The organism is Psychrilyobacter sp. (genome assembly GCF_037132775.1).
In the GTDB taxonomy this organism is placed as follows: domain Bacteria; phylum Fusobacteriota; class Fusobacteriia; order Fusobacteriales; family Fusobacteriaceae; genus Psychrilyobacter.
In genome coordinates, this window is sequence record NZ_JBAHZY010000091.1 from 1 (window position 1) to 12676 (window position 12676).

At 32.4% G+C, this 12676-nt stretch carries 12 protein-coding genes, 3 tRNA genes and 1 rRNA gene; all 16 read left to right on the forward strand.

The window, feature by feature from the left end; genetic code table 11:
• Positions 1-64 precede the first annotated feature (64 nt).
• Positions 65-140: transfer RNA gene (locus V5784_RS06080), tRNA-Asn, on the forward strand.
• A 4-nt stretch (positions 141-144) separates the two neighbouring features.
• A 5S ribosomal RNA gene (gene rrf, locus V5784_RS06085) occupies positions 145-261 on the forward strand.
• A gap of 8 nt (positions 262-269) precedes the next feature.
• Positions 270-345: transfer RNA gene (locus V5784_RS06090), tRNA-Ala, on the forward strand.
• 204 nt (positions 346-549) lie between these two features.
• On the forward strand, positions 550-1065 hold the full coding sequence (locus V5784_RS06095) for a DnaJ domain-containing protein (RefSeq protein ID WP_336888150.1): 516 nt from the start codon (positions 550-552) through the stop codon (positions 1063-1065).
• 671 nt (positions 1066-1736) lie between these two features.
• Positions 1737-2216 carry an NAD(P)H-dependent oxidoreductase subunit E gene (locus V5784_RS06100; RefSeq protein WP_336888151.1) on the forward strand — a complete coding sequence of 160 codons (480 nt, stop codon included), beginning with the start codon at positions 1737-1739 and terminating at the stop codon, positions 2214-2216.
• Between the two features lie 136 nt (positions 2217-2352).
• Positions 2353-2646, forward strand: a complete 294-nt coding sequence (locus tag V5784_RS06105; RefSeq protein ID WP_336888152.1) for a hypothetical protein — start codon at positions 2353-2355, stop codon at positions 2644-2646.
• A gap of 18 nt (positions 2647-2664) precedes the next feature.
• Entirely contained in the window at positions 2665-4452 is a 1788-nt protein-coding gene (locus V5784_RS06110) for an NADH-quinone oxidoreductase subunit NuoF (protein ID WP_336888153.1), read from the forward strand.
• A gap of 60 nt (positions 4453-4512) precedes the next feature.
• Positions 4513-6270, forward strand: a complete 1758-nt coding sequence (locus V5784_RS06115) for an NADH-dependent [FeFe] hydrogenase, group A6 (protein WP_336888154.1) — start codon at positions 4513-4515, stop codon at positions 6268-6270.
• 246 nt (positions 6271-6516) lie between these two features.
• Positions 6517-7866, forward strand: coding sequence for a bifunctional UDP-N-acetylglucosamine diphosphorylase/glucosamine-1-phosphate N-acetyltransferase GlmU (glmU, locus tag V5784_RS06120; RefSeq protein ID WP_336888159.1), 1350 nt, complete (start codon positions 6517-6519; stop codon positions 7864-7866).
• 5 nt (positions 7867-7871) lie between these two features.
• The gene (locus V5784_RS06125; protein WP_336888160.1) at positions 7872-8831 is read left to right on the forward strand and encodes a ribose-phosphate diphosphokinase; all 960 of its coding nucleotides are present in this window, start codon (positions 7872-7874) and stop codon (positions 8829-8831) included.
• Positions 8832-8934: 103 nt separating this feature from the next.
• Positions 8935-9567: an L-threonylcarbamoyladenylate synthase gene (locus tag V5784_RS06130; protein WP_336888155.1), complete on the forward strand. Its 633-nt coding sequence runs from the start codon at positions 8935-8937 to the stop codon at positions 9565-9567.
• Between the two features lie 10 nt (positions 9568-9577).
• On the forward strand, positions 9578-9997 hold the full coding sequence (locus tag V5784_RS06135; protein ID WP_336888156.1) for a hypothetical protein: 420 nt from the start codon (positions 9578-9580) through the stop codon (positions 9995-9997).
• A gap of 357 nt (positions 9998-10354) precedes the next feature.
• Complete coding sequence (locus V5784_RS06140; protein ID WP_336888157.1) at positions 10355-11320, forward strand: YvcK family protein; 966 nt, start codon at positions 10355-10357, stop codon at positions 11318-11320.
• A 15-nt stretch (positions 11321-11335) separates the two neighbouring features.
• The gene (locus V5784_RS06145; RefSeq protein WP_336888158.1) at positions 11336-12274 is read left to right on the forward strand and encodes a radical SAM protein; all 939 of its coding nucleotides are present in this window, start codon (positions 11336-11338) and stop codon (positions 12272-12274) included.
• Between the two features lie 72 nt (positions 12275-12346).
• Positions 12347-12431: transfer RNA gene (locus V5784_RS06150), tRNA-Tyr, on the forward strand.
• A gap of 136 nt (positions 12432-12567) precedes the next feature.
• Positions 12568-12676, forward strand: a 109-nt coding sequence (locus tag V5784_RS06155) for a GTP-binding protein (protein ID WP_336888161.1), incomplete at its 3' end; no start/stop codon positions are given.

The window sequence follows — 12676 nt, forward strand, 5'->3', positions numbered from 1 at the left end:
AACGCTGAAAGTACTTAGGGGGCAGCCCCTTGGGAGGATAGGAACTTGCCAAGTCTTTCAACAAGCTTCTTTAGCTCAGTTGGTAGAGCGCTCGACTGTTAATCGAGTTGTCGCAGGTTCAAGTCCTGCAAGAAGCGCCATATGTTTAGTAAGAATAGCTATGGGGATACACCTGGTCACATTCCGAACCCAGAAGTTAAGTCCATAAACGCCGAAAGTACTTAGGGGGCAGCCCCTTGGGAGAATAGGAACTTGCTAAACTCAACTTTGGGGATATAGCTCAGTTGGGAGAGCGCCGCACTTGCACTGCGGAGGTCAGCGGTTCGACCCCGCTTATCTCCACCAAATAAAATTTTAATCAGGATTTGTTCCTGGTTTTTTTATATATTTGACACTTTTTGTAAATAAAGGTATAATATCAAGATACTAAATGTGTTATTAATCAAAATTAAGGAGTTAAAAAGAGTGGATATAGAATTTACTCTTATAAAATTGTGATGAGATCTTTGGGTTATAAAAATACTAGAAAGATCTAGGAGGAATAAAAAAATGATTTATATATTAGCTTTTATAGCTGCGATATCACTGTTATTTACAGGATTAAAAAATACTTTAAGAGCATTACCAGTAATAGCGATAGTTTCAGTGTTGATTTTCTTTTTTGGATCAGTTTTTATTACATTTTTACCACTTATTATAATATCAATTGTATTGAGAATGATATTTGGAAAAAAACAGTCACAAAGAACTACAAGAACATATTATTATAAAAATAAAAATTCTGGGAATACTCAAGATTTTGAAGACTTTTTTAGAAATGCAGCTGGTGGAAACTATCAAAGACAAACACATTCTGGTCATCCTGGTTATATTGTAAACAAGGATAAATATTATGCTGAATTAGGAGTGAATAAGGATGCAAGCCCAGAAGAAATAAAGAAAGCTTATAGAGGGATGGCAAGAAAATATCACCCAGATAAAGCTAATAATTTAGATGAGGCAACGAGAAATAAATATGAAGCGAAGTTTAAACAAATAAACGAAGCTTATGAAAATTTGAAATGAAAAGAAAAAAAAGGTTACTGCATTAGATTGTAGTAACCTTTTTTTATTGTCTAGAAAATTATAAGAGTTAATCTTGTTAGGGATTTAGAATATAGATCGCCGTATTTTTTATGATGAAATGATATTAACTTTAGTTTTGAAAAGCGGTTAAGAAAAATCAACGGGAACCTTTTATAGGATTTAAGTATTCTACCGCACCATGTAAATAAATTGGTTTTAAATAAAGATTAAAAAAATGTTCAAGATAAAATAAAACTTCTAAAATGTGGATTTTAAAAATTATAATTTACTTAATATTTATATATATATTTTATATTTAAAGCTTAATTGAAATTTAATAAAAAAAGAAAAAGGAATATAAAAACATTATGGTGTATACTTTAAGATAAACTTTGCTTCAAATATTTAGTGGTGTTATTGTAGGTTGATAATAAAAAAAGGTTGATTTATTTTGAATTTTAAATATTTTTTCTTAAGAAACAAGTTATATTTTTTTAATTATTTATTAGTTTGATCACCTTAATGTAGGTCGAACTGTTTGTTTAACACACACTTTTTAAAAAAAGCTTAACAAAAAAAAGAAAATGTTGTATAATGTTATTTGAAAGTGAAATTAATAACTAATGGATTATGGTTAACATAATTGGCTTATAATTAGAAGGAGGAGCAAAATGTCTTGTAAAAATACGTTAAAGCAAGAATGTTTTAACCAATTAGATGAATTTATAGTTGGATTACCCGAAAAAAAGGGAGCACTAATCTCGGTCCTACATAAGGCTCAAGAAATATTTGGATATCTTCCAAAGGAGATTCAAGAATTTGTAGCAGATAGATTGGATTTACCTTTGGCTAAAATATATGGAGTAGTTAGCTTTTATTCGTTCTTCACAATGACTCCTAAAGGGAAATATCCTATCTCAGTTTGTATGGGAACGGCTTGTTTTGTAAGAGGATCGGATAAAGTGTTAAAAGATTTAGAGAATAGATTAGGAATTAAAGCTGGGGAAACTACACTGAATGGAATGTACTCAATAGATGCCTTAAGATGCGTAGGAGCTTGTGGATTAGCACCTGTTGTAATGGTTGGGGAAGAGGTATTCGGTAAAGATGAAGCCCGTGATATAGAAGGACTGTTAGCAAAATATAAATAAGGTGGGGGGATCAAAGATGTCTAAAAAGATAACTTCAATGGAACAATTATTAAAAAAAGGAAAAGAGTGTGAAGAATTAATAAAAATCAGAAAAAAATGAAAAGATTTAGAGAATGTAATTAAAATAAAGGTAGGGTTGTCGTCGAAAGATAAAATAGCAATAAAAAATGCCGATTTAGTTATAAATTCTATAGTTGATCTGATTGAAATAGAAGATATAGAAAATATAGCTCTTTACAAGACAGAATTTTTAGGGTACGGAGGAAACTTTCCAAGTTTAGAAATTATTATCCCTGACAAGGGAAATGTAGTTTTTGGAAATGTAGATTATAAGGAAGCTGTAAAACTTGTAAAAAAATACCTTAAAAACACCTCAGAAATAGAGAAGTTTTTAGTAGATAATGACGGTACGAAAAGGTGTAATCACTAATTTTAGGAGGTAAAATTAATGGCTTATAAGAAACATGTCCTAATTTGTGGAGGGACGGGCTGTATGTCGTCGAAAGCTGGAACGATAGCAGAAAATATAGAAAATTTGTTAGCAGAAAAAAATATGAGTGAAGAGGTACAGGTAGTTAAAACAGGATGTTTTGGATTTTGTGAAAAAGGACCAATCGTAAAGATCGTTCCTGACAATACATTCTATGTAGAGGTAAAACCTGAGGATGTTGCAAGAATAGTAGAAGAAGATTTAATTAAAGGTGAAAAGATAGAGACTTTATTATTTAGAGACCCTGTTACGAAAAAAAGAATAGAAGATTCTGATCATATGGATTTTTATAAAAAACAAAAAAGAATAGCTCTTAGAAACTGTGGATTAATTGATCCAGAAAATATAGATGAGTATTTTGGAAATAGAGGATACCAGGCATTAGGTAAAGTATTGACAGAGATGACTCAGCAAGAAGTAATCGATGAAATGAAACTATCTGGTCTCCGTGGAAGAGGGGGAGGAGGATTCCCTACAGGTTTAAAATGGCAGTTTGCATTAAATAATGATGCAGATCAAAAATATGTAGTATGTAATGCAGATGAGGGAGATCCGGGAGCATTTATGGATAGATCGATCTTAGAAGGAGATGCACATTCTGTAATCGAAGCAATGACAATTTGTGGATATTCTACTGGTGCAACTAAAGGATTAGTATATATAAGAGCTGAATACCCGCTAGCTATAAATAGATTGAAAAAAGCAATGGCTCAGGCAAAAGAATATGGGATGTTAGGAGATAATATCTTAAATTCAGGATTTGATTTTGATATTGAGATTAAATATGGGGCCGGAGCATTTGTATGTGGTGAAGAAACTGCTCTTATCCATTCTATGGAAGGAGAAAGAGGAGAACCTACTTCAAAACCTCCATTCCCAGCAGAATCGGGATACTGGGGAAAACCAACAAACGTAAACAACGTTGAAACTTTTGCTAATATTCCAGAAATCATCTTAAATGGTGGAACATGGTATAAAGGCATAGGAACAGAAAAGTCATCTGGAACTAAAGTATTTGCTCTAGCAGGGAAAATAAATAATGTAGGTCTAGTAGAAGTGCCTATGGGAACTACTCTTAGGGAGGTAATCTTTGAGATTGGTGGTGGAATCAGAGATGGAAAGAAATTTAAAGCTGTTCAGACAGGAGGACCATCTGGTGGGTGTCTTACTGAAAAAGATTTAGATGTTAAAATTGACTTTGATTCATTAACAGCAATTGGTTCTATGATGGGGTCTGGTGGAATGATCGTACTGGATGAAGATGACTGTATGGTTAATGTGTCTAAATTCTATTTAGAATTTACGGTAGAAGAATCTTGTGGAAAATGTACACCATGTAGAATTGGAAACAAGAGATTGTTAGAGATGTTAGAAAAGATAACTAAAGGAAATGGAACTATGGAAGACCTTGAGTTAATGAGAGAACTAAGTGAAACTATAAAGGATACATCGTTATGTGGATTGGGTCAAACTGCTCCTAACCCTATTCTTTCGACGTTAAATAATTTCTGGGATGAATATGTAGCCCATGTTGTAGACAAAAGATGTCCAGCAGGAAAATGTGAGGATCTATTAACTTATTCAATCAATGATAAATGTATAGGATGTACAGCATGTGCTAGAGTATGTCCGGTTAATTGTATTGAAGGAAAGATAAAAGAAATGCATGTAATCGACGCTTCTAAATGTATCAAGTGTGGAGCTTGTTATGATAAGTGTAAATTTGGGGCTATAGACAGAGGATAATCGAAATCAATAAGAGTAGGGTCTGTGCCTATTCTAAAAAAGGGAGTGTGTAAAAAACTAATGGAATTAATAAATGTTATTATAGATGGTAAATCAATAGCAGTTCCCAAGGGAGCAACGATACTTTCTGCCGCTGAATCACTAGGAATCTCTATTCCTACATTGTGTCATTTACAGATTGGTGGGAATGGTTATAAAAATGACTGTGCATCGTGTAGAATATGTATTGTAGAAGTAGAAGGTAGAAGAAACTTAGCACCTTCTTGCGCTACTCCAGTTCATGAAGGAATGATAGTAAAGACTAATACAATGAATGTAATGCAAAAAAGAAGAACTCTAATGGAACTTCTATTATCAGATCATCCTAAGGATTGTCTGGCATGTTCTAAAAATGGAGAATGTGAATTGCAAGATTTAGCTGTCCAATTAGGTGTAAGAGAAGTGAGATTTGAAGGAGAAATGTCTACATATAGACCTGATTACTCCGCCTCTATTATAAGGGATATGGATAAGTGTATTATGTGCAGAAGATGTGAAACTATGTGTAATGAAGTTCAGACTGTAGGAGTATTATCAGGCGTGAACAGAGGATTTACTTCTGTAGTTGCACCGGCATTTGAGCAAAATTTAGAAGACAGTGTATGTACTTACTGTGGTCAATGTGTAGCTGTATGTCCAGTAGGAGCACTACATGAAAATGATCATACTTGGAAGTTAGTTAAAGATTTAGCCAATCCTAAGAAAAAAGTAATAGTTCAAGTTGCACCTGCTGTAAGAGTAGCTTTAGGTGAAGAATTTGGAGGAAAGCCAGGAGTGAATGTAGAAGGTCAAATGGTAACAGGGCTTAGACAATTAGGATTTGATGAAGTGTTTGACACTACATGGGCTGCAGATGTTACTATCATGGAAGAAGCTTCTGAATTTAAAGATAGATTGGAAAGATTTTTAGCAGGAGATAAGGAAGTAAAATTGCCATTATTAACTTCTTGTTGCCCAGCATGGGTAAAATTCTTTGAGCATAACTATCCAGATATGTTAGATGTACCATCTTCAGCTAGATCACCTCAACAAATATTTGGTTCAATTGCTAAAGAAATTTGGGCTAAGGAAGAGGGAATTGCAAGGGAAGATCTTATTGTGGTATCTGTAATGCCATGTTTAGCTAAAAAATACGAGGCTTCTAGAGATGAATTTAAAGTAGATGGAAATCCAGATGTAGACTATTCTATCACAACTAGAGAATTAGCTAAGTTATTAAAGCAAGCTAATATAGATTTAAGAATATTAGAAAATTCTGAATTTGATAGCCCATTAGGAGAATATACAGGAGCTGGAGTTATATTTGGTAGAACTGGTGGGGTAATTGAAGCTGCTACTAGAACTGCATATGAATGGGTGACTGGAGAAACTTTAGAAGAAGTTAATTTCAAAGCTTTAAGAGGATTTGATGGGTTCAGATCAGCTACTATAAAAGTGGGAGATTTAGATCTTAATATTGGAATAGCTCACGGTTTAGGAGAAGCTAGAAAAATGTTAGATATGATAAGAGCAGGAGAAGCTAATTATCATGCTATAGAAATAATGGCATGTAAAGGTGGATGTGTAGGTGGAGGAGGACAACCTTTCCATCATGGTGATTTTAGTGTAGTTACTAGAAGAGCAGCAGGACTTCAAAATATAGATGATAACAAAATTTTGAGAAAATCTCATGAAAATAAATTTGTACAAGATCTTTATAAAAATCATTTAGGAAAGCCATTGAGTCATAAAGCTCATGAGTTATTGCATACTAAATATTTTTCAAAGCATAAAATATAAAATAAAAAGTCAGCGAATTTCGCTGGCTTTCTATTTTATTGCTTTAAAATCATATGAAATTTAATTTTAAAAAATATGTAGCTATTAAGTATAAATAGAATGGAAATGGTAATAATTATAGGACGAAATCACTGGAAATAGAGTGTGGGTGATCAAAATGTTGAAATGTAAAGTACATCTTAAAAAATTGAAAAATTCTGACGAATATGCTATACTTCTAGGTAATGAACTGAGGAGTGATAGATGATGAAATTGGTTTCACTTATATTAGCAGCAGGAAAAGGTACAAGGATGAATTCTAACTTACCAAAGGTTGTTCACAAGGTTAATGGGATACCCATGGTAAAAAAAATAATTGATATACTAGATGAATTGATGGTAGAAAAAAACATATTAATATTAGGACATGAAAAAGAGCTTGTTTTAAAAAGTGCAGGAGAGGAAAATATCTATGTTGTTCAAGAGAAACAATTAGGTACAGGTCATGCAGTAATGATGGCGAAAGATATGTTAAAGGATTATGTTGGAAATATAATGGTAGTATGTGGAGATACACCACTATTAAGGTCAGAAACTTTGAAGAAGCTTTATGACAAGCATACAGCTACCAAGGCAACGACAACTATATTAACATCTATCTATGAAGATCCGTTTGGATATGGAAGAATAGTAAAAAAGAATGGTTTGGTAAAAGCCATAGTAGAGCAAAAAGAAGCTGATTTTGAGATTCAGTCTATAAAAGAAGTAAATGCAGGCGTATATGTATTTAATAGTAAAAAATTATTTGAGGCTTTGTCTAAAATGGATAACAATAATGCCCAAGGGGAATATTATTTGACCGATGTAATAAAGATTCAGGTAGAGCAAAAAGAAGTAGTAGAAAGCTTTATTTTAGAGGATAACGAAGAGATCTTAGGTGTTAACTCTAAGGTTCAGTTAGCCCAAGCAGAAAGAGTTCTAAGAATGAGAAAAAATGTTACTCTAATGGAAGAGGGAGTGATTTTGATAGATCCACAAACTACATATATAGAAGACAGTGTAAAAATAGGTAAAGATACAATTATTTATCCAGGAACAGTTCTTTGTGGAAAAACTGTTATTGGGGAAAATACAGAAATTATAGGAAATACTAGAATAATAGATTCTAAAATAGGTAGAAATGTAAGGATAGAATCATCGGTAATAGAGGAATCAATAGTGGAAGATAAGGTTACTATAGGACCCTTTGCTCATCTAAGATCTAAAACTCACCTTAAAGAAGAGGTGCACATAGGAAACTTTGTTGAGACCAAAAAATGTATATTAGAGAAAGGCGTTAAAGCTGGGCATTTGTCGTATTTAGGAGATGCTGAAATAGGTGAAAATACCAATATAGGAGCAGGAACCATAACTTGTAACTATGACGGGATTAATAAACATAAAACAATAATAGGGAAAAATGTATTTATTGGAAGTGATACGGAATTAGTAGCACCTATCAATATAGGGGATTCAGCAGTAATAGGAGCTGGGTCAGTAATTACTAAAGATGTACCTGCTAGAGCATTAGCAGTGGCTAGGGGGAGACAGATTATTAAGAAGGAGTGGACTAAATAACCATGATTAAGAATGCCAAGAATATAAAGATTTTTACTGGAACATCAAATATTAGTTTAGCAAGTAAGATTGCAGAACATTTAGGAGTACCTTTAGGAAAGTCAGAGATACTTAGATTTGCTGATGGAGAAGTTCTTACTAAGATTCATGAGACTGTTAGAGGTTGTCATGTATTTATAATTCAACCAACATCAGAGCCAGTAAATGAAAGTATAATGGAATTATTAATATTTATTGATGCATTAAAAAGAGCCTCAGCAAGAGAAATCACTGTAGTTATGCCATATTATGGATATGCTAGACAGGATAGAAAGGCCAGCCCAAGAGAGCCTATTACATCTAAGTTAGTGGCTAATTTACTTACAACAGCAGGAGCTACAAGAGTAATGACTATGGATTTACACGCCAATCAAATCCAAGGATTCTTTGATATTCCAGTAGACCATTTTAAGGCATTACCTCTTTTAGCGAAAAACTTTATCGAACATGGATTAAAGGGAGATAGCGTAGTAGTAGTATCTCCAGATATCGGTGGGGTAAAAAGAGCTAGAGAATTAGCTAAATGGTTAAACTGTAAAATTGCAATCATAGACAAGAGAAGACCAAAACCTAATATGTCAGAGATCATGAATATAATAGGAGAGGTAGAGGGGAAAACAGCTATATTTATAGATGATATGATCGATACAGCTGGAACTATCACTAATGGAGCACAAGCTATCATGGACATGGGAGCAGTAGCTTCTTATGCATGTTGTACTCATGCAGTATTCTCAGGACCTGCAATGGAAAGATTAGACGCATCACCGCTTAAGAAAATTATAATCACAGATACTATTGAGATACCTGAAGAGAAGAAAATTTCTAAGATTAAGATTTTATCTGTAGATAAATTATTTGCTGAAGGAATAAAAAGAGTAATTGAACATAGATCAATCAGTGAATTATTTGAAATAACAAAATAGTTTGAAAAGGAAGTCTTTGGACTTCCTTTTTTCTTTCTATCTTGAGGAAAATCGTAAAATATGATAAAATGTTAAATAAATGTCATAAAAAAAAGAGGTAGTTATGAAAAAATTATTTGAAAACAATAATTTAAATTATGAAAAAATTTCAAATATGGTAGCTGACGGAGCTCTAATAATTTATCCCACCGATACAGTGTATGGATTGGGAGCAAGTGTTGAGGTAAAAAAGTCATTGGATAAAATTTATGAAGTAAAAGAGAGACGTGAAAAATCTCCATTGATAGCACTTTTAAGTGATAAAAAATATGTGGATAAAATTGCTGTAATAGATGAGTTAAATAGAGAGAAAATAGAAAAATTAATAGAAAACTTTTGGCCTGGAGGGCTAACGATAATTTTAGATAAGAAGAGAATAATCCCTCCTAATATGGTATCTAATGGTAGCAGTGTAGGGGTACGAATCCCAAATCATAAAATTTCTATAAAAATTATAGAAAGCTGTGGGGGAATACTAGCTACTACAAGTGCCAATATATCAGGGGAACCGAGTCCTAAATCATATGATGAACTAAGTGAAAAAATAAAATCTAGAGTAGAGATAGTAGTAGACGATAATGAAACGCTTAAAGGTGTAGAGTCAACTATAATCGATATGAGAAGTACTCCTAAGATATTACGGGAGGGTCACATCACACGAATAAAGATAGAAAAAATAATCGGGAAAGTAAAATAATGGAGGTAATATGAAAGGGCAAAATATGAATGGAATACAAATGAGAAATATGTCAGGTATGATGGGTATCCAAAATGCTATGCAAAGAATAGGAAAAGGAAAAAGAAAACATGCTGTAAAAATTTCTAAACATAATAAAAAGTTTTTAGGTAAATTTGTAGAGGAAATTCAAAAACAAATGGGTTCTGAAAATAACCCTCAAATGAAAGGTGTATTAGACTTTTTAACATACTTAAAAGCTGAATGTGGTAAAAAAGCTATAACTGAAATCAGAATGAGTTTCGATGAATTAGAATTTTTAAAGAAGATGGTAGTAGATTCTGTTAAAGGTATGGAAGGTATGACCTATAAATGGTATCAACTTGTCAACAAATTAATGGTGAAAACCATGATTAAATCTAATAGAAGTTTATTGGAAGAGTTAAAATAATAAATCAAATAAAAATATAGAGAAGAGGCTGTTCCAACTAGGATTAAGCCTCTTTTTTGAATACTAAATTTAGTAAGTGCTCTTTCTAAAAAAGTAGATAGATGTCTTCTTTGAGTAAAGAAAATTTAAAATTAATTTGAGAAAAATACTTGTTAAAATCAGAATTTAAAGATAAAATGTTCATAGATAGGCATTCCCTGTTTAAATTGTTTTTGTGGTAATTACAATTTCACACTAAAGAGTGTCTATTTTTTTATTTATTTTTTGTACAAGTCGAGTTATGAATCATCCTCTTATTTTTATATAAAATAATCTTGTGCTATACTTAAAGTATTAATGTAAAAAAGGGAGATAATTATGGAAAAAAAACCAAAGATAGTAGTATTAGGAGGAGGAACAGGACTTTCTAATCTGCTAAGAGGATTAAAATATTTCCCCTTGGATATAACTGCCATAGTTACGGTAGCAGACGATGGAGGATCTTCAGGGAGACTCAGAACGGAATTTAATATTCCGGCTCCAGGAGACATAAGAAATGTTATGATAGCACTAAGTGAATTTGAAAGTAAAGGGGAAGAGCTCTTAAATTATAGATTTGGTGGGACAAGTGACCTGGCTGGGCACGCAGTAGGGAACCTTATGCTGACAGCCATGATAAATTTAGAAGGGAATATAGTAGACGGAATAAAAGCATTAAATAAAGTGTTGAATATAAAGGGGACGGTATTGCCAGCGACCTCTAGTAGCTGCACTCTGATTGCAGAGATGGAAGATGGTGAGATAGTGGTAGGAGAATCTAAGATACCAACTGTCAACAAAAAAATAAAAAGAGTATATTTTGACAAAACCCCCAAGGCAGTTCAAGAGACTATAGAGGCAATAGAAAAAGCCGATATGGTCATAGTAGGGATTGGGAGTCTATATACTAGCATTATGCCAAATTTAATAATAGAGGAAATAAAAGATGCCATATTAAGATCAAAGGCTCAGAAAATATATGTATCCAATGCTATGGAGCAACCTGGAGAGACTGCAGGTTATAGTGTAGGAGATCATATTAAAGCTATATATTACCACGTAGGAATGGAATTTTTTAATTCAGTCATTGTGAACAATAAAAAAATACCAAATGATATTTTGGAAAAATATAAAGAACAAAATGTTAAGGAGATAAAGATAGATTTGGAAAATCTAAAAAGATATTCACTTAAAATAATTCAAGAACCATTGATTGAGATCAGCGAAAATAAGACTGTAAGACATAATCCACTGAAATTAGCATCGACTATATATTCATTGGTATTAGGGAAGGTAAAACTGTAAAAAAGGGGGATAAAATTGTATAAATATATATTTGGACCAGTACCTTCTAGGAGATTAGGAGTTTCTCTAGGTGTGGATCTGGTTATGTCTAAAACATGTAATTTGGATTGTATCTACTGTGAATGCGGATCCACAACTAAATTTTATAACACGAGAGATAGCTATATAGATATAGATATAGATAGGTTGATAGGGGAAGTTGAAGATATATTACAAAACCTAACTCCTGATTATATAACTTTTTCAGGAAGTGGAGAGCCAACATTAAATAAAGATCTAGGTATAATCATAAAAAAAGTAAGAAAGATATATAGTGGTAAGATAGCAGTAATAACTAATTCTAGTCTTCTAAATAATTTAGGTGTAAGGGAAGCTTTGGAGGAGGCGGATCTAATTATTCCATCCTTAGATGCTATATCAGAGGATGGATTTAAAAGGATAAATAGACCTATCGAAGGTTTGTCTATTAAAGATATCTTAGATGGGATGACTAAATTTTTATCAACAACCAAAAAAGAAGTATATTTAGAGATTTTTATAGTAGAGGGGATAAATGATGGAGTAGAGGAGTTGGAAAAATTTGTAGAATATCTCAAAGATAAAAAAATAACTGTAATTCAATTGAATACTCTGGCTAGACCTGGAGCTATAAAAGAGATAAAACCAGCTTCTATGAAAAGATTGTCCGAAATCAAAGATTTTTTTATAAATCATGGTTTAGATTCAGTAGAAATCATAAAAAAATATACCTCTAGGGAGGAATTTCCAAAATACAGTGAAAAATTAGAAAAGCTTATCTTAAATATGCTAGCTAAAAGAAAGTATAGTATTCATGAGATGGTTGAATTACTTCAAAGAAATGAGGTGGAATTATTTAAATATTTAAATATCCTACAAAAAGAAGGAAAAGTAAAAATAGTTATTGAAAATGATCAAATTTATATAAAATCTTAAAAAAATAATTGACAAAATTTGTATTATTTTATATAATAAATCGTATCTCTGTGAGAGATATAAAATACTCGTGGTTGGATTCCCGAGTGGTCAAAGGGAGCAGACTGTAAATCTGCCGGCTCAGCCTTCGAAGGTTCAAATCCTTCTCCAACCACCATTTTAAAACTACACAAATTTCTTAAACTAAATATTTAAGGGGAGGGTGTGGATTTTTTTTTAAAAAATAGTGAATTAGGCCATGGGGTCATAATATAATTTCAAAAATAAATTAAAATTTTTAGGAGGCTTTAACAATGGCAAAAGAGCAATTTGACAGAAGTAAACCACATGTAAATATTGGAACAATAGGTCATGTAGACCATGGAAAGACAACAACGACAGCAGCAATCTCAAAAGTATTAT

What these genes read in the sequence shown, in the direction of transcription:
- V5784_RS06130 (WP_336888155.1), top strand. Translation starts at nt 8,935, where the DNA reads ATGAAAAAATTATTTGAAAACAATAATTTAAATTATGAAAAAATTTCA.
- V5784_RS06100 (WP_336888151.1), top strand. Translation starts at nt 1,737, where the DNA reads ATGTCTTGTAAAAATACGTTAAAGCAAGAATGTTTTAACCAATTAGAT.
- V5784_RS06095 (WP_336888150.1), top strand. Translation starts at nt 550, where the DNA reads ATGATTTATATATTAGCTTTTATAGCTGCGATATCACTGTTATTTACA.
- glmU (WP_336888159.1), top strand. Translation starts at nt 6,517, where the DNA reads ATGAAATTGGTTTCACTTATATTAGCAGCAGGAAAAGGTACAAGGATG.
- V5784_RS06135 (WP_336888156.1), top strand. Translation starts at nt 9,578, where the DNA reads ATGAAAGGGCAAAATATGAATGGAATACAAATGAGAAATATGTCAGGT.
- V5784_RS06115 (WP_336888154.1), top strand. Translation starts at nt 4,513, where the DNA reads ATGGAATTAATAAATGTTATTATAGATGGTAAATCAATAGCAGTTCCC.
- V5784_RS06110 (WP_336888153.1), top strand. Translation starts at nt 2,665, where the DNA reads ATGGCTTATAAGAAACATGTCCTAATTTGTGGAGGGACGGGCTGTATG.
- V5784_RS06140 (WP_336888157.1), top strand. Translation starts at nt 10,355, where the DNA reads ATGGAAAAAAAACCAAAGATAGTAGTATTAGGAGGAGGAACAGGACTT.